A 17,623-nucleotide genomic window follows, 5' to 3' on the forward strand; every position below is an offset into this window, starting at 1 on the left:
AATAGGGCTGATTCTTCATTTTTGCCCCTTTTCCGAATAATTATAAGGTAAAATCTTCATTTTGTTAAAAAAGACGGGAATTATTTAAAAAAAGGGCCCCTAAACGTTCGGAGCCCCCTTCTAAGTTTACATATTTCTTCGATATTGACCGCCTACATCATATAACGCCCTCGTTATCTGACCCAGACTGGCCACCCTCACGCAGTTCATGAGCTCAGCAAAGATATTCTCCCCATTCATGGCTGCCAATTTCAGTTTAGTTAACGCTTCATCCGTGAACTCCTTATTTCTTTCCTGGAATGCCCGGAGATTTATGATTTGCCCTTCCTTTTCTTCCTTGGTTGCACGGGCAATTTCCATGCTGTTCACCGCTTCTTCGGAAGGAGGATTTGGATTCAAATACGTATTTACACCGATGATCGGCAATTCTCCCGTATGCTTTTTCATTTCGTAATGCATCGATTCATCCTGGATTTTCCCGCGCTGATATTGCGTCTCCATTGCACCCAGCACACCGCCACGATCATTGATGCGATCGAACTCTTGCAGGACGGCCTCTTCGACCAGATCCGTCAATTCCTCCACGATGAAGGCACCTTGCATCGGGTTTTCATTTTTTGAGAGACCATGCTCCTTCGTAATGATCATTTGGATGGCCATTGCCCGGCGCACGGATTCTTCTGTAGGCGTCGTGATGGCTTCATCGTACGCATTAGTATGCAGGGAATTACAGTTGTCCTGCAGTGCCATTAAAGCTTGAAGTGTCGTTCTGATATCATTAAAATCAATTTCTTGGGCATGAAGCGAGCGCCCGGAAGTCTGTATATGATATTTGAGCTTCTGGCTGCGGTCGTTCGCACCATATTTATCCCGCATGACTGTCGCCCAGATCCTTCTTGCCACCCTCCCGATCACCGTATATTCCGGGTCGAGCCCATTTGAGAAGAAGAACGACAAATTCGGGGCAAAGTCATCAATATTCATTCCGCGGCTTAAATAATATTCGATGTAAGTAAAGCCATTCGCTAATGTAAAAGCCAGCTGTGAAATTGGGTTGGCACCCGCTTCTGCAATGTGATAGCCAGAAATGGATACAGAGTAATAGTTCCTGACTTTCCGATCGATGAAATATGCTTGAATGTCGCCCATTAACCTTAGAGCAAATTCCGTAGAGAAGATGCATGTATTCTGGCCTTGGTCCTCTTTCAAAATATCCGCCTGAACAGTTCCGCGTACCGTCTGAAGCGTATAAGCCTGCACTTCTTCAGCTTCGGTGTTTGTAAGGGGACGGCCTAGCTCTTCTTCTTTCCTTTGAATCTGCTGATCGACTGCCGTATTCATGTACATGGCCAAAATGATTGGTGCCGGTCCATTGATGGTCATGGATACAGAGGTTGAGGGGTGGCAAAGATCAAAACCTGCATACAGCTTTTTCATGTCATCCAACGTGCAGATGCTGACTCCGCTTTCTCCTACCTTTCCATAGATATCAGGTCGGTGATCAGGGTCCTCGCCATATAAAGTTACAGAATCGAAAGCCGTGCTTAGCCGTTTAGCCGTATCATCCTTTGATAAATAATGAAAACGCCTGTTGGTACGGTCGGGCGATCCTTCACCGGCAAATTGCCGCTTCGGGTCTTCCCCTTCACGCTTGAATGGAAAGACTCCCGCTGTGTAAGGAAAGAAGCCCGGAACGTTCTCACGGAATACCCATCCCAAAATCTCTCCATAATCCACATATTTCGGCAGTGATACTCTCGGGATCATTAAACCTGATAAACTTTTCGTTTTCAGCTTTGTCACGATTTCTTTATCCCTTACTTTCGTTACAAACTGCTCTCCTGCATACTTTTCTTTTAAATCCATCCATCCAGAAAGGATTTTTTTAGATTCAGGTGATAAATTCGAGGCGGTTTCCTTTTTCAGTTTTTCTAAAGAAGCCACCATATCGCCGTTGTTATCATTTTCCTTAACTGCATCAATGGCTCCTTCAAGCTGGAAAAGCCTCCGGGCAATACGCACTTGTTCAGCGGCACGCTTATGATACGATCTGACCGTATCACTGATTTCACGTAAATAATACCGGCGGTCAGTTGGAATGATGACATTTTGCTTGTAAACATCCGCTTCTTTCGAAAAGGCCGTACTCCAAGCCGTTCCTGATTTTTCATTAAGCTTTTCAATCAGTGCAGCGAATAATGCATTGGTGCCTGGGTCATTGAATTGGGAAGCGATTGTACCGTATACTGGCATTTCAGATGGATCTTGATCAAAAAGCGTACGGCTTCTTTGGTATTGCTTTTGAACTTGGTTTTTTGCATCTTCGGAACCTTTGCGCTCGTATTTGTTAATGACTATCAAGTCTGCATAATCAATCATATCGATTTTTTCAAGTTGCGAAGGAGCACCGAATTCACTCGTCATTACATACATGGATACATCGCATATTTCGGCAATTTCTGCATCACCCTGACCGATCCCGCTCGTTTCAACGATGATTAAATCGAAGCCTGCTGCCTTTACGACTGAAATGGCATCCTTTATCGCCAAAGACAGCTCACTTTTTGAATGGCGCGTGGCTAGGCTCCGCATATAAACACGCTCTGAAAAGATCGAATTCATTCTGATCCTGTCACCAAGAAGGGCACCGCCCGTTTTCTGTTTGGTCGGGTCTACAGATAGAATGGCGACTCTCTCGTCCGGAATTTCGTTAATGAACCTTCGTATCAATTCATCAGTCAATGAACTTTTTCCAGCTCCGCCAGTCCCCGTGATTCCCAGAACAGGAACCTTCTTTTCGGAAGTCTTGATCTGCTCAAAAAGACTCTCCACCGCTGCCGCTGATTCCTGTGAAACATCGAGTCTATTTTCGGCAAAGGTAATGAATTGGGCAATGGCATTCGTTCCCCCGGCAATCAATTCATCAAAACGTTCCTGTAAGGATGGTTTGACTGTCGAGAAATCACACTCCTCCATCAAAACGTTTATCATTCCTTGAAGACCATATTCCCTCCCTTCATCAGGTGAAAAGATACGGGCAATCCCATAATCATGGAGTTCTTTAATTTCCCTAGGGATGATGACCCCGCCACCGCCGGCAAAAATCCGAATGTGCCCGGCTCCCTTTTCCATCAACAGGTCATACATATATTTAAAATATTCCACATGTCCTCCTTGGTAAGATGACATGGCTATGCCCTGGACATCTTCCTGGATGGCCGCATTCACGATTTCTTCCACCGAACGATTATGGCCTAGGTGAATTACTTCCGCCCCGCTGGACTGAAGGATTCTCCTCATTATATTGATGGATGCATCATGTCCATCAAATAAACTCGAAGCTGTAACGAATCTAATATGGTTCTTCGGTTTATACACCTCAACTGTACTCATTTAGCTCCCCCTTATTGAAACTTATTTATATCAGTGCACTTTGGAACCCGATACATTTTGAATCAATAATTGCGTCTGCAGTTCAACATACTCTTGAAGCGTGTACTGTTTATGCAAAGCCCATCTTCTAAAACTCCACATCTGTCCCTGTACGAAAATGTTATGTGAAACAAGGCTTATTTGTTTTTCCGTTAATGATAGCTCCCCATTCTCAACACATTTCGTTATCACTTTTTCGAACATGCCCACCATCCGAAGTTCTTTATTCAGAACATATGGTAAAGCATCTTTCGTCAGGGCCTTCACTTCCTGATACATGACAAGCACTTCGTCCTGCATATCATCCATCACTTTATAAAAATAGGCGATCGTCAACTTCAAGCTTTCAAGTGTCCCATCACTCTGTTCTATTTCCTTCTGAAGCTTTTCCTGGACTTCATCATAAATAAAGTCACAAACGAGATATAATATATCTTCCTTGGTCCGGATATACTCGTATAATGTACCAATGCTAAAGCCTGCCGCTTTGGCAATTTCCCTGGTAGTCGTACGATGAAATCCCTTTTCTTTAAAAAGGGTCACCGCTCCTTTAATCATTTGAGTACGCCTTTTTTCAACCAGCCGCTCATCCTTTACAGATGCAAGAACCTCTCTTTTTTCCATTTCCAAACTCCTTTTGAAAGCCCATTATTCAACCATTGATATTCTGAAGAAATTGAAAAGGGAATTCCGGTAAAGGCAGAGCCTCATCGGAAAACCACAGTTTCAACCCTATTTAGTAACCATCCGTGAGATGACCAGCTTTTGAATTTCCTGTGTACCTTCGTAAATCTGGGTTATTTTCGCATCACGCATATACCGCTCCACTGGATAATCTTTTGTATATCCATAGCCCCCGAAAACCTGTACGGCCTCCGTCGTCACTTTCATTGCTGTATCTCCAGCAAAAAGTTTGGACATGGCCGACTCTTTCCCATAAGGAAGACCCACTGATTCCAACCAGGCTGCCTGATAGGTTAATAGCCTTGAAGCCTCAACACCCGTTGCCATATCCGCCAATTTAAAACCGATTCCCTGCTGTGCAGAAATTGGCTTGCCGAATTGGACGCGCTCTTTTGCATAATCAACCGCAGCATCCAATGCACCTTGGGCTATCCCTACAGCCTGGGCTGCAATTCCATTACGGCCGCCATCAAGCGTCATCATCGCGATTTTAAAGCCTTCCCCTTCTTTTCCAAGGAGATTTTCTTTAGGAACACGGCACTCATCAAAGATGATTTCCGTAGTCGGTGATGAACGGATTCCAAGCTTCTTCTCTTTTTTACCAACACTGAAGCCCGGGAAGTCCTTTTCAATGATAAAAGCACTCGTTCCTTTTTGCTTCGATTCAGGATCCGTCAATGCAAAGACGACATATGTATCCGCAATCCCGCCGTTCGTAATGAAGATTTTGGAACCGCTGATAACATATTCATCACCCACAAGCTTTGCAGTCGTTCTCATCCCTCCGGCGTCTGAGCCTGAGCTAGGCTCAGTCAGGCCATATGCACCGATTTTTTCACCTTGTGCCATCGGGCGAAGGTATTTTTGTTTTTGTTCTTCAGTGCCAAACTTATATATTGGCCATCCTGCGAGCGAAGTATGGGCTGATAAAGTCACCCCAGTAGAAGCGCAAACGCGGGAAAGTTCCTCAACCGCTATGCAATACGCTAAGTAATCACTTCCAATTCCGCCGTATTCCTCAGGCCACGGAATCCCGGTCAATCCAAGTTCAGCCATTTTATCGAAGATTTCACGGTCGAATCGTTCTTCTTCATCCCTCTCGGCAGCAGTCGGAGCCACTTCATTCTGGGCAAAGTCGCGCACCATTTTCCTGATCATTTCATGTTCTTCAGTTAGTTTAAATTGCATGGCAATGCCTCCTAAATTTCTCGTAATTACAGACTTTTACTGATGACCATTCTCTGTATTTCGCTTGTACCCTCATAAATTTCAGTTACCTTTGCATCCCTGAAATATCGTTCGACCGGATAATCCGTTGTATATCCATAGCCCCCGAACACTTGGACGGCTTCTATCGCCACCTCAACGGCCGTCCTCGAAGCGAATAGCTTAGCCATTGCCGCCTCTTTACCGGACTTTAATCCCTGTGAGCGTAAAAACGCCGCACGATAGACGAGTAACCTTGAAGCTTCTATGCTCGTTGCCATTTCGGCCAGTTTGAAACCAATCCCTTGCTGTTCTGCAATGGGTTTTCCGAATTGCTCCCTGCTTTTTGCATATCGGACAGCATGTTCCATGGCACCCTCAGCAATTCCTAGCGCTTGAGCGGCAATCCCGATCCTTCCAGCATCCAAGTTGGCCATGGCGATCTTAAAACCTTCCCCTTCCTTACCTAGGAGATTGGCTGCAGGGACTTTCATATCCTCGAACGTCACCTGCACGGTGCTCGAACCATGAAGGCCCATTTTACGTTCATCTTTACCGATGATTAAGCCCGGCGTCCCTTTTTCTACAATAAAAGCAGAGATTCCCTTGCTTCCCTTCTGTGGGTCGGTCGAGGCAAAAACAATGAACACATCCGCTTCCCCGCCATTGGTGATAAAAACCTTGGACCCATTTATTCGATATTGTCCGCCTTCCTTTACTGCCACTGCCTTCGATTTCAAACTCGCAGCATCGGAACCTGAGCTTTGCTCAGTCAAACAAAAGGCCCCTAAATTTTTACCAGCGGCTAACTTAGGCACATACTTTCGCTTCTGCTCTTCCGTTCCAAAATAAACGATTGGATTTGTGCCGACAGATGTATGAACGGACAGTATGACACCGAGAGTGGGACTTACTTTGGAAATCTCATTGATGGCAATGATATAAGACATGAAGTCCATACCCGCGCCACCGTATTCTTCTGAAATCGGAATTCCCATCAAACCAAGCTCACCCATTTTTTGCAGAATCGTTTTTGGAAACACGCCTGTTTCCATTGCCTCGATATGAGGAGTGATCTCATTCTCCGCAAAAGAGCTTACCATTTTACGCATCATTTCATGTTCTTCGGTAAATTTGAAATCCATCCTTCATCCCTCCCTGGCTGCACATCTTTCCATGATTAGTTATATTCATAAAAGCCCCGTCCTGATTTCTTGCCTAACCACCCTGCCTTTACATATTTCCTTAACAGCGGACACGGTCGGTATTTATCGTCTCCCAGTCCTTGGTGAAGGGTTTCCATTATATACAAGCATGTATCCAGGCCGATGAAGTCAGCTAGCGTAAGCGGGCCCATCGGATGGTTCATGCCCAGTTTCATTACGTCGTCGATCGCTTCTTTAGTAGCGACGCCCTCATAAAGTGTATAGATGGCCTCATTGATCATCGGCATCAAAATCCGATTCGCTACAAAACCTGGAAAATCATTGACTTCCACCGGTACCTTATTCAAGGATTCAGCCATCTTTTCAACCTCTTGATAAACTTCATCCGCTGTAGCAAGGCCGCGGATGACCTCAACCAGCTTCATGACTGGAACCGGGTTCATAAAGTGCATGCCAATTACCTTTTCCGGCCTTTTCGTGGCAGCGGCTATCTCGGTAATCGGTAGCGAAGAAGTATTGGATGCAAGAATGACGTGCCGGGGCGTGATTTCATCCAACTCGGCGAATATTCTTGTTTTTATTTCCATGTTTTCCACTGCCGCTTCAATCACCAAATCTACTGCAGCTGCATTTTTCAAATTCGTTGAGGAAGTAAGCCGGGAAAGGATTGCATCCTTCTCCTCGGATTCCATTTTCCCTTTTTCAACCTGCCGCGATAGGTTTTTGGCAATAGTCCCTAAACCCTTTTCTACATACTCATCTTTTAAATCGTGTAAAAGAACTTCATAACCGCTCATTGCACAGACCTGGGCAATGCCAGATCCCATCTGTCCCGCACCAATGACCATCACTTTTTGAATGCCCATGGGAATATCCCTCCTCATTTATCTATGAAACTATTATCCTTGCTTAGGCACTTCTATTAAAATGGCATCTCCCTGACCGCCGCCACTACAGATCGCTGCGATGCCCAATCCCCCTCCGCGGCGTTTCAGTTCATGCATCAGCGTAATGATGATACGGGCACCACTTGCCCCGATTGGGTGACCTAATGCTACGGCCCCTCCGTTTACATTCACTTTTCCTGGCTCGATGTTGGCAATTTTCCCGCTGGCCAATGCAACCGTAGCAAATGCTTCATTCACTTCAAATAAATCAATTTCCTCTATCGATTTACCTGTCTTCTTCAGAAGTTCATTTATGACCAGACCTGGCGTTTTAGGGAAGTCCTTTGCTTCCACTGCCACTTCTGCATGAGCTAAAATATAGGCAAAAGGCGTTTTCCCTTCTTTTTCAGCGCGTTCCTCACTCATCAATACGAGAGCACCCGCCCCGTCATTGACACCTGGTGCATTACCAGCCGTAATGGTCCCCTCATTATTGAAAGCTGGACCTAGTTTAGCCAACTTTCCGGCAGATGTATCTTTTCTTGGGGCTTCATCATGTTCGATGGTAATTGGTTCGCCTTTTCGGACCGGCACCTGTACGGAAATGATTTCTTCTGCAAGAATTCCGCCATCGATTGCTTTTATCGCTTTTTGGTGACTCTCATAAGCCCAGTTATCTTGTTCCTCACGGGTGATTTCAAGATCCTCGGCTGTACTGTTACCGTAAGTCCCCATATGGACGCCCGTAAAACTGCAGCTAAGTCCATCCGATATCATCGTATCCTTCAGTACCCCATCACCCATCCTTAGGCCCCACCTTGCTTTTGGAAGGATATAAGGTGCATTGCTCATCGATTCCATTCCGCCGGCAACAATGATTTCTTCTTCACCTAAGCGAATGATCTGATCAGCCAATGTGACACTGCGAAGTCCTGATGCGCATACTTTATTAATGGTTTCCGTTTTCACTTCCCAAGGCAATCCAGCATGACGGGCTGCCTGTCGGGACGGTATTTGGCCTTGGCCTGCTTGAAGCACATTCCCCATGATGACCTCGTCCACTTGGCTTCCTTCAATCCCTGCCCGAACAAGTGCCTCTTTGATTGCTATTCCACCAAGCTGTGATGCCGTCAAACTGCTAAGACCACCGCCGAATTTACCAAAAGGTGTTCTCACACCGCTAATAATCACTGTTTTCGCCATCATTATTTCCCCCTATAAGTAACATTGATTGAACGCTCGCTCAATTTGGAGTTAAAAAAATAGTGTTGTAAGCGCTTAATATTATAATTATATTACACATTTTTCTCAAAAATGAAAATATTTAGTTTATAAATATTGAAAATATTGCCTGCTTCTATTTGAATCTCATTTAGAGGAAGCAGGCAATTCCATTTAAAATTAAGAGGCAATCGATTTATTTTCACCAATGACCGCTTTTTCGAGTAGTTCAGCTACATCATACGTTTTAACATTTTCCTCAACTTCTTTTGCCTTCGTCCCATCAGATAGCATGGTCAGGCAATAAGGACATCCTGAACTGATCACTGTTGGACTGACGGCCAGCGCTTGTTCGGTACGGGCGACATTAATGCGGTTTCCAGTTTCTTCTTCCATCCACATCAAACCGCCTCCAGCTCCGCAGCACATACCCTTCTCACGGTTACGCTCCATCTCAATAAGTTTCACTCCATCAATGGATTGTAAGATTTCACGCGGCGGGCTGTATACTTCATTGTACCTTCCCAAGTAACAGGAATCGTGGAATGTAATCGTCTCATTCACCGGATACTGCGGCACCAGCCTGCCTTCACTGACAAGTTTGGCCAACAGCTCAGTATGGTGATACACTTCCGCTTCCAAGCCAAAATCCGGATACTCATTCTTAAAGATATTGTATGCATGCGGATCGATCGTCACGATTTTCGTTATTTCATTCTTCTGGAATTCTTCTATATTTTTCATGGCAAGTTCCTGAAAAACAAACTCATTACCCAATCGACGTGGAGTATCCCCTGAGTTTTTCTCCTTATTTCCGAGAATTGCAAATGTGACGCCCGCTTCATTCAATAATTTAGCAAAGGAAAGGGCAATCTTCTGGCTTCGGTTATCGTAAGACCCCATTGAACCCACCCAAAATAAATACTCGAATTCTTCGTCTGCCTTTTTTAATTCCTTCACGGTTGGGACGCTGACATCTTCCCGAAGGCTTCGCCAATCTTCTCTCTCTTTACGGTTCAATCCCCACGGGTTCCCTTGACGCTCGATATTCGTCATGGCACGCTGTGCATCGGGATCAAGTCTGCCCTCAGTAAGCACTAGATAACGGCGCATATCAATGATTTTGTCGACATGTTCATTCATTACCGGGCATTGATCTTCACAGTTCCGGCATGTGGTGCAAGCCCAAAGTTCTTCTTCCGTAATGACTTCGCCAATCAGGCTCGGACTGTATGCTTCTGTTGCTGCAGCCGATTCCTGCACCCCCTGCGCGGCACCAGCCAGAGCGATCTTATTTCCCTTCGTATTTCCAAAAACAAAAGATGGCACCCATGGCTGCTTCGTTGTAACGGCAGCGCCTGTATTAGTTAAATGGTCACGCATCTTGATTATGATATCCATTGGGGACAGCATTTTCCCGGTACCTGTAGCCGGGCACATATTCGTACAGCGGCCGCACTCCACACAGGCATAGAGGTCCACCATTTGATATTGCGTCAAGTCCTCGATATATTTGGCACCGTAATATTGATTGCCTTCTTTGTCGAGAATCTCTTCTTCCAAATCAACCGGTTTCAATTTCCCCGGATTGTCCAGGCGATTAAGGAATACATTTATTGGACCGGCAATCAAATGAGCGTGCTTAGATTGCGGGATATAAACAAGGAAAGATAATATGATCAGTAAATGCAGCCACCAAGCTACATAAAAAACGACGGTTGCCGCTGTTGTCCCCATCCAGCCGAATAGAAATGCAATGCTCGATGCGACTGGCTCTGACCAGGTTGCATCGTGTCCATGCCAGATCATTCCCATTCCATTCCCCAGTAATACAGTGATCATGATACCGGTAATGAAGATGACAACCAAACCTGCTTTGAAATCCCTTTTCAAGCGAACAAGCTTTTCGACATAACGGCGGTATGCCGCCCATAGGATTGCAACAAGAACGGTAAGCGTCACAATTTCCTGGAAGAAAGTAAAGGCCGGATAAACAGGGCCGAACGGTAAATGCCACCCCGGCCTTAAGCCTTTAACGAAAAAATCAAGTGCGCCAAATTGCACTAATATGAAACCATAAAATAACAAGGCATGAATGATCCCGCTCTTTTTATCTTTAAAGAGCTTCTTCTGTCCAAATACATACACCCCTATTTTGACAAGACGATCTTTCACACGGTTATCGAATTCCACTTTTTTGCCAAGTTTTATATAAGCAATACGAGTCTTTATCAAATAGATAAACAAACCGGCGGCGTAAGCGGTTACAAGCAGGAATGCAACTAAGTTGATCCACAGTAAACCATTCATTTCCATGCAGTCTTTCCCCCTCTTTAGTAAATTGCAAAATGCCAGGTACCATTATGGGAAATTTGGCATTTTTCTGAAATTTGATTAATTCCATTATATAATGAATGAGCATTCAGTCAACTTTTTTCTTTTAAAAACCATTTAATTTTTCTGCCCCTTAATTATATAATTCGACAAATCCATGCATTACCCTTCCGCATTCAAAAAAAATGAAGACCCTTTCCCCCTTTTTAATGGTTACTGACAGGGAATTAGAGCCAAACTAAATATAATCATTTAGGGGGGATTTTTTTTGAAGATAATCACCACGATTGCCTCTATATTTTTATTGATCTTCTCTTGGTGCTGGGTTGATCTTAAGGTAGGGCATAGCCGTTATTTGAAGCACGCAACCAACATTAAATATCCGCCTCGGAATAGCGAAATAACTGTATTCACATCAGGGAAAATCCTGTTTGAAGATTATATCAAGGAAGTCAGGCAAGCTCAGGATTCCATCCATATCCTTTTTTATATAGTAAAAAACGATAAATTCAGCAAGGACTTTTTGAAGTTACTGCAGTCAAAAGCGGAAGAGGGCGTGGAAGTGCGGCTTTTAGTCGATTGGATAGGGAGTAAAAAAATGTCCCGCCAAACCATTCAGGAGCTGACTGAAAGCGGCGTTCATTTTTCTTTCAGCTTTAAACCGAAACTCCCCTTCCTTTTCTATACCATACAAAAAAGAAATCACCGTAAGATCTCGGTGATAGATGGAAAGATTGGCTATCTTGGCGGCTTTAATATCGGTAAGGAGTATATAAACCAAGGGGAGAAGCTGAACCCATGGAGGGATTACCATTTAAAAATGACCGGGGAAGGTGTAAAGGACCTTCAGGAAGTCTTCCTCTCGGATTGGTTCTATGATACAAACGAGGATTACAGAGGAACGCCTGCCTATTTTCCGACATTGAATCCCGGGACGCAGGCCCATCAGTTTGTCGTCTCGAATGGCAGTGATCTTGAACAGTCACTGACACACATGATTCGTCAAGCGACTAAAAAAATCATTATCGGGACTCCATACTTCATTCCCAGTGAAACTTTATTTCAGGAATTGAGGGATGCCCTTGCACGCAATGTTTCCGTTACGGTCATCGTACCTGAAATTTCAGACCACGCCCTTGTAAAAGAAGCTTCTTTTCCCTATTTTCGGGTACTAATAAAAGACGGGGCGGAAATCATGCAATTTCAAAGAGGGTTCTATCATTCTAAAGTGATGCTGATCGATGATATAATGTGTGATATCGGTACGGCTAATTTTGATAAACGCAGTTGTTTTTTAAATAGTGAAATGAACTGCACCGTATTTGACCGGACATTTATAAAAGATGTAGAAAAGGAATTGGCAGTGGACCTGGCCGAATCCAAGCCGCTGAACGGGGACGCTCTTTCCAGCATGAATGTAGTCCGATCAGCAAAAGAATCGCTGGCTTCCATCCTTTCTCCTTTTCTTTGACAACCCTTTGCTCAAGGAGAAAAATATAATGAAAATAAGATTTGGGTTCGTATCCAATGCCACCTGTTTATGGGAGGCTTCTCCGGCTAAGACACTTACTTTCAAGCGATATAGCACACTTGGCGCAGAAAAAGGAATGGAAAAGCTCCTGGATGTGACAAGGCAGAACATTGAAAATACCTTAAGGGTCCTTCAATATAACACGGCACACCAAATAGAAGTATACCGGATGTCCAGTTCCATTGTTCCTTTAGCCACACATCCCGAAATCGAATGGGATTTCGTCACTCCTTTTAAGAAAGAGTGGAAACAGCTTGGCGATTGGGCCACTGCACACAAGATGAGGCTCAGCTTTCATCCCAATCAGTTTACGCTGTTCACCAGCCCTAAGCCCGAGATCACACAAAATGCCGTGAAAGATATGGAGTTCCATTATAAAATGCTTGATGCAATGGGCATTGCTGACACCTCTTTCATCAATATCCATGTCGGTGGGGCCTATGGTGATAAAGAGTCCGCCCTTGTAAGGGTTCATGACAACCTTAAATCACTGCCTATGCACATCAAGGAAAGAATGACTTTGGAGAATGATGATAAAACCTATACAGCATCTGAAACCCTCGGCGTATGTAAAAGGGAGGGAATCCCGCTTGTATTCGATTATCACCATCATCTCGCAAACCTTTCAGATGAGCCGCTTAACGAGCTGCTCACCGAGGTGTTCACCACTTGGATTCAAGCAGGGGCGGTACCAAAGATCCATATTTCATCCCCAAAATCGGCAGGTGAATTTCGCTCGCATGCAGATTATATCGATTTGGACTTCATCATGCCCCTTTTTAAAGTGCTTAAGGATCTTGGACAGGACGCGGATTTCATGATCGAGGCCAAGATGAAGGATCGGGCAATGTTGCAGCTGATTGAAGATATGGCTAAGATTCGAGGTGTAAAAAGGGTGAGCGGCGGAGCCATTGAGTGCTAAATAACCTAAAAAAAGCGGCTGTTTCGCTAGAAACAGCCGCTTTTTCCCATTACATTTTTTCCGGTGCCGAAACCCCGATGATGGCCAATGCATTCTTTAACGTAATTTGGACGGATTTGACCAGTCCAAGACGCGCCTTACTTCTAACCATTTCTTCAACATCCAGAACCTTATCTGCATTGTAGAAACTGTGGAATGTAGAGGCCAGGTCGAATATATAGTTCGTCATACGGTGAGGCATCCGTTTTTCGGCTGCTTCCGCTATTGCCTGCGGGAATTCTCCTAATTTCTTCAAAAGCTCCACTTCTTTTTCAGTAGATAGGGCAGAGAAATCAGTGACTCCTTCATAGCTGATCCCTTGTTCCACACCTTGGCGCAAAATGCTGGAAATACGGGCGTGGGCATACTGTGCATAATAAACCGGGTTTTCATTGGATTGTGAGACGGCAAGATCCAAATCAAAGTCCATATGGGTATCCGCACTTCTCATTGCAAAGAAATAACGTGTTGCATCCAGACCCACTTCATCAATCAGGTCACGCATCGTAACTGCTTTACCGGTACGTTTACTCATCTTCATTTTCTCGCCATCCTTGTACAGGTGGACAAGCTGGATGATTTCCACTTCAAGCTGCTCGCGGTTGTACCCTAATGCTTCGATCGCCGCTTTCATACGAGGGATATAGCCGTGGTGATCTGCACCCCAGATATTGATCAGCGTTTCAAAGCCGCGTTCCAATTTATTACGGTGATAGGCAATATCCGGTGTCAGATATGTGTAAGACCCATCCTGCTTAATAAGCACCCGGTCTTTATCATCGCCTAATTCCGTAGAGCGGAACCATGTAGCCCCATCTTCCTCGTAAACATGGCCCCTTTCCCTCAACACTTTAAGTGCTTCATCAATTTTACCGTCTTGATAGAGGGATGTCTCGGAGTACCATACATCAAATCCGACACGGAAATTACCCAAGTCCGTTTTCAGTTTTTCCATTTCATATTTCAAGCCGTACTCACGGAAAAATTCAAAACGTTCCTTCTCATCGGCATTTACATATTTATCCCCATACTCACTTGCAAGCGTCTTACCGATGCCAATGATATCTTCGCCATGATAACCGCCCTCAGGCATATCCTTTTCGAGGCCAAGTGCCTGGAAATAACGGGCTTCTATGGAAATGGCCAAATTATTGATTTGGTTACCTGCATCATTGATATAGTATTCACGTGAAACATCATAACCTGCTTTAGCTAGGATATTACATAGCGTATCGCCTACTGCTGCACCACGGGCATGACCAAGATGGAGATCACCGGTCGGGTTCGCGGAAACGAACTCCACTTGGATTTTTTCGCCTTTACCAAAGTCACTTTCCCCATATGCTTCATCCACTTTCAAAATGACAGGAACCAGTTCTGTCAAATAAGCATTATTCATGTAGAAATTGATAAAACCCGGTCCTGCAATTTCAATTTTTTCGATGGATGCTTTTGAATTGTCAAAGTTTTCGATGATTGCCTCTGCTATCATCTTTGGCGCTTTCTTTGCAATCTTCGTTAATTGCATGGCCATATTCGTGGAATAATCTCCGTGTGTCTTATCTCTTGGCAGCTCCAATACAACATTCGGAATTTGCTCTTCCGTTGCTAAACCGGCTTTAATGACTGCCGCTTTAATCTCTTCTTTCAGTTTTTCCTGTACCTCTTTTACTATATTCATGCGTTATGCTTCCTCCTTGTAGGAAATAGTCATCTCATATTGACCAGGTTCGCTTCCCTGCATATGTAACGTATATTTAAGGACAAGTTTCCCTTGTTTGGACTGCTCATCCCATTGATGATGGATCTTCTTCGCGGTCGTCCGTAATCCTAACCTGCCATATATACTTTCGTAATGCCCATTTGTCGCTTCCTGCAGGCGGAAAAGCTGCCTCATTTTAATGGCACCATTTCTAAGCAGGATCGTTTCATCCGGTTTGTGCTTGATGGTCGTTTGTGTTTGACCAGTTTCATTTTCCTCTTTATATTGCAAATATAAATCTGCACCTTTATACATTTTTGTACCAAATGTGACCAGCTCATACGTTTCCGTTTCTGAACCGTGCTTGATTTTTGTCTGTAAAGTCACTTTAATAGCATGCTTATCTATATCATGAAGAGTCAAAGCTACACTTCCTTCATCATGTCGTTCTTAACTTTATAAGTATAAATATTCTTCAAGGAAGTTTCAACTTGGAGCGGAAAATAAAGTGTTAAACCAAAAGTGTGCTGTCGAAATCAAGTTGTTGCAATCCATTTGATTTTAACGCAATAATGACTCATTGGGCGTAATTATTCGATAAGAGCCCTTAATTCTATCCATGGATAAAAAAAGACCATTCCTGCTAAAAAACAGGAACAGTCAAGTCTTCCATCATTAACCTTTTTGAACCCACCCTAGAATCATTTCGCGAATCAGCTTGCTCGCCGTATTCGCAGTTTGCTCGGATGGATCATAGATAGGTGCGACTTCTACTAAATCGCAGCCGACCACATTTATTTCAGACCGTGCTATCTCATGAATCGAAGCTAAAAGCTCTTTGGAAGTGATGCCTCCACAATCAACGGTGCCTGTTCCCGGCGCGTGCGCAGGGTCAAGAACATCGATGTCGATCGTCACATATACAGGACGGCCAGCTAACTGCGGCAGTACTTCTTTCAAAGGTTCAAGAACTTCAAATTTAGAGATGTGCATGCCATTTTCTTTTGCCCATTGGAATTCTTCCTTCAAACCGGAACGAATGCCGAAAGAGTATACATTTTTCGGGCCGATAAGTTCTGCGGATTTACGGATGATGGACGCATGGGAAAGCGGCTCTCCCTCATAATCCTCACGTAAATCTGTATGGGCATCCATATGGATGATGGCCATATCGGGATACTTTTTGAACATGGCTTTGATGACAGGCCATGTGACAAGATGTTCCCCTCCCATACCCATCGGGAACTTACCTGCATCCAACAAGCTGTCGACAAATTTTTCAATCATATCGATACTGCGCTGCGGATTGCCGAATGGTAATGGAATGTCCCCGGCATCAAAGAATTTAACTTCCTCTAATTCACGATCTAAATACGGGCTGTACTCTTCCAAACCAATCGAAACTTCACGAATCCGGGTAGGGCCGAAGCGAGAACCCGGACGGAAACTTACCGTCCAGTCCATCGGCATGCCGTATAGCACAGCTTCAGATTCCTCAAAAACAGGGTGGCTTTTAATGAATACATTGCCTGAATAGGCTTCATCGAATTTCATGGTCCATGCCTCCCTTACTTCACTAAATCTTGAACGAATTTAGGCAGAACGAATGCTGCTTTATGAAGTTCTTTTGTATAATATTTAGTTTCCATTTCATGGAAACGATCTTCAGTCACTTCTAATGGATTATATTTTTTCGATCCGATCGTGAACGCCCAAAGGCCGCTTGGATACGTCGGGATATTCGCTAAATACAGGCTCGTGATTGGGAATATCTCTTTCACATCACGTTGTACATCGCGAATTAAGTCCGCTTTAAACCAAGGGTTGTCGGATTGTGCCACAAAAATCCCGTCTTCTTTCAAAGCTTTGGAAATCCCGGCATAAAAACCTTTTGTGAATAAATTGACAGCAGGTCCGACAGGTTCAGTTGAGTCGACCATGATCACGTCATATTCATTTTCACTTTTGGCGATGTGCATGAAGCCATCCCCAACTTGTACGTCTACACGCGGATCTTCAAGCATGCCTGCAATTTCCGGCAGGTATTTCTTTGAGTATTCGATGACTTTCCCATCGATATCCACCAATGTAGCTTTTTTTACGCTTGGGTGTTTAAGGATTTCACGGATAACTCCTCCGTCCCCTCCACCTACAACCAAAACGTTTTCTGGATTAGGATGGGTAAATAAAGGAACATGGGCTACCATTTCATGGTAAACGAATTCATCGCGCTGTGAAGTCATTACCATGTCATCCAGCAATAGCATATTGCCCCACTCTTCCGTTTCAATCATATCAAGCTTTTGAAACTCAGTTTGCTCCGTATGTAAAGTACGATTCACTTTCATCGTAATACCAAAGTTCTCTGTTTGTTTTTCAGTAAACCAAATGCTCATTTATTAACGCTCCTTTTCCATTTCATATTGTCAGTCACCTTATAGGTTCCCCAAAATCGGTATAGTCATTAGCTAGAAAAATTATAGACGAATCTAGCAGAAT

General features: G+C 44.1%; 13 protein-coding genes. 2 read left to right on the top strand and 11 right to left on the bottom strand.

From position 1 onward, the window contains the following. Window positions 1-126: 126 nt before the first annotated feature. The 7 genes from icmF to AC0VX1_RS26010 all read right to left on the bottom strand — a co-directional run bounded on the left by icmF (window position 127) and on the right by AC0VX1_RS26010 (window position 10,906). Window positions 127-3,393, bottom strand: a complete 3,267-nt coding sequence (gene icmF / locus AC0VX1_RS25980) for a fused isobutyryl-CoA mutase/GTPase IcmF (protein WP_475469543.1) — start codon at window positions 3,391-3,393, stop codon at window positions 127-129. 30 nt (window positions 3,394-3,423) lie between these two features. Further along, on the bottom strand, window positions 3,424-4,056 hold the full coding sequence (locus AC0VX1_RS25985) for a TetR/AcrR family transcriptional regulator (RefSeq protein ID WP_034315867.1): 633 nt from the start codon (window positions 4,054-4,056) through the stop codon (window positions 3,424-3,426). Window positions 4,057-4,164: 108 nt separating this feature from the next. After that, window positions 4,165-5,304, bottom strand: coding sequence for an acyl-CoA dehydrogenase (locus AC0VX1_RS25990; RefSeq protein WP_034315870.1), 1,140 nt, complete (start codon window positions 5,302-5,304; stop codon window positions 4,165-4,167). A 26-nt stretch (window positions 5,305-5,330) separates the two neighbouring features. Further along, complete coding sequence (locus AC0VX1_RS25995; protein ID WP_063574644.1) at window positions 5,331-6,467, bottom strand: acyl-CoA dehydrogenase; 1,137 nt, start codon at window positions 6,465-6,467, stop codon at window positions 5,331-5,333. A gap of 35 nt (window positions 6,468-6,502) precedes the next feature. Next, window positions 6,503-7,354 carry a 3-hydroxybutyryl-CoA dehydrogenase gene (locus AC0VX1_RS26000; RefSeq protein ID WP_048683542.1) on the bottom strand — a complete coding sequence of 284 codons (852 nt, stop codon included), beginning with the start codon at window positions 7,352-7,354 and terminating at the stop codon, window positions 6,503-6,505. A gap of 33 nt (window positions 7,355-7,387) precedes the next feature. Continuing rightward, entirely contained in the window at window positions 7,388-8,578 is a 1,191-nt protein-coding gene (locus tag AC0VX1_RS26005) for an acetyl-CoA C-acetyltransferase (RefSeq protein WP_413021603.1), read from the bottom strand. Between the two features lie 198 nt (window positions 8,579-8,776). Further along, a complete protein-coding gene (locus AC0VX1_RS26010) occupies window positions 8,777-10,906 on the bottom strand; it encodes a (Fe-S)-binding protein (protein ID WP_095678807.1) in 2,130 nt (709 codons plus the stop codon). A 292-nt stretch (window positions 10,907-11,198) separates the two neighbouring features. Here AC0VX1_RS26010 and cls point away from each other — a divergent pair, with 292 nt between their 5' ends. Next, the gene (gene cls, locus AC0VX1_RS26015; RefSeq protein WP_413021604.1) at window positions 11,199-12,401 is read left to right on the top strand and encodes a cardiolipin synthase; all 1,203 of its coding nucleotides are present in this window, start codon (window positions 11,199-11,201) and stop codon (window positions 12,399-12,401) included. A gap of 28 nt (window positions 12,402-12,429) precedes the next feature. Beyond that, window positions 12,430-13,383: a UV DNA damage repair endonuclease UvsE gene (uvsE, locus tag AC0VX1_RS26020; RefSeq protein ID WP_413021605.1), complete on the top strand. Its 954-nt coding sequence runs from the start codon at window positions 12,430-12,432 to the stop codon at window positions 13,381-13,383. 49 nt (window positions 13,384-13,432) lie between these two features. Here the strand turns inward: uvsE and argS are convergent, their stop codons facing one another. The 4 genes from argS to speE all read right to left on the bottom strand — a co-directional run bounded on the left by argS (window position 13,433) and on the right by speE (window position 17,520). After that, window positions 13,433-15,103: an arginine--tRNA ligase gene (gene argS, locus AC0VX1_RS26025; RefSeq protein ID WP_475469544.1), complete on the bottom strand. Its 1,671-nt coding sequence runs from the start codon at window positions 15,101-15,103 to the stop codon at window positions 13,433-13,435. Window positions 15,104-15,106: 3 nt separating this feature from the next. Continuing rightward, window positions 15,107-15,547: a YwiB family protein gene (locus AC0VX1_RS26030; protein ID WP_057278201.1), complete on the bottom strand. Its 441-nt coding sequence runs from the start codon at window positions 15,545-15,547 to the stop codon at window positions 15,107-15,109. Window positions 15,548-15,799: 252 nt separating this feature from the next. Then, window positions 15,800-16,678 carry an agmatinase gene (gene speB, locus AC0VX1_RS26035; protein ID WP_034315888.1) on the bottom strand — a complete coding sequence of 293 codons (879 nt, stop codon included), beginning with the start codon at window positions 16,676-16,678 and terminating at the stop codon, window positions 15,800-15,802. Window positions 16,679-16,692: 14 nt separating this feature from the next. Further along, window positions 16,693-17,520 carry a spermidine synthase gene (speE, locus tag AC0VX1_RS26040; protein WP_034315891.1) on the bottom strand — a complete coding sequence of 276 codons (828 nt, stop codon included), beginning with the start codon at window positions 17,518-17,520 and terminating at the stop codon, window positions 16,693-16,695. Between the last annotated feature and the right edge of the window lie 103 nt (window positions 17,521-17,623).

This window comes from Peribacillus sp. QJM3NY_7 (assembly GCF_056173225.1).

Excerpts from the sequence above, each read along its gene's own strand:
- argS (WP_475469544.1), bottom strand. The coding sequence starts at position 15,103 with ATGAATATAGTAAAAGAGGTACAGGAAAAACTGAAAGAAGAGATTAAA.
- AC0VX1_RS26005 (WP_413021603.1), bottom strand. The coding sequence starts at position 8,578 with ATGGCGAAAACAGTGATTATTAGCGGTGTGAGAACACCTTTTGGTAAA.
- AC0VX1_RS26010 (WP_095678807.1), bottom strand. The coding sequence starts at position 10,906 with ATGAATGGTTTACTGTGGATCAACTTAGTTGCATTCCTGCTTGTAACC.
- AC0VX1_RS25990 (WP_034315870.1), bottom strand. The coding sequence starts at position 5,304 with ATGCAATTTAAACTAACTGAAGAACATGAAATGATCAGGAAAATGGTG.
- speB (WP_034315888.1), bottom strand. The coding sequence starts at position 16,678 with ATGAAATTCGATGAAGCCTATTCAGGCAATGTATTCATTAAAAGCCAC.
- speE (WP_034315891.1), bottom strand. The coding sequence starts at position 17,520 with ATGAGCATTTGGTTTACTGAAAAACAAACAGAGAACTTTGGTATTACG.
- AC0VX1_RS26000 (WP_048683542.1), bottom strand. The coding sequence starts at position 7,354 with ATGGGCATTCAAAAAGTGATGGTCATTGGTGCGGGACAGATGGGATCT.
- uvsE (WP_413021605.1), top strand. The coding sequence starts at position 12,430 with ATGAAAATAAGATTTGGGTTCGTATCCAATGCCACCTGTTTATGGGAG.
- AC0VX1_RS25995 (WP_063574644.1), bottom strand. The coding sequence starts at position 6,467 with ATGGATTTCAAATTTACCGAAGAACATGAAATGATGCGTAAAATGGTA.
- AC0VX1_RS25985 (WP_034315867.1), bottom strand. The coding sequence starts at position 4,056 with ATGGAAAAAAGAGAGGTTCTTGCATCTGTAAAGGATGAGCGGCTGGTT.
- icmF (WP_475469543.1), bottom strand. The coding sequence starts at position 3,393 with ATGAGTACAGTTGAGGTGTATAAACCGAAGAACCATATTAGATTCGTT.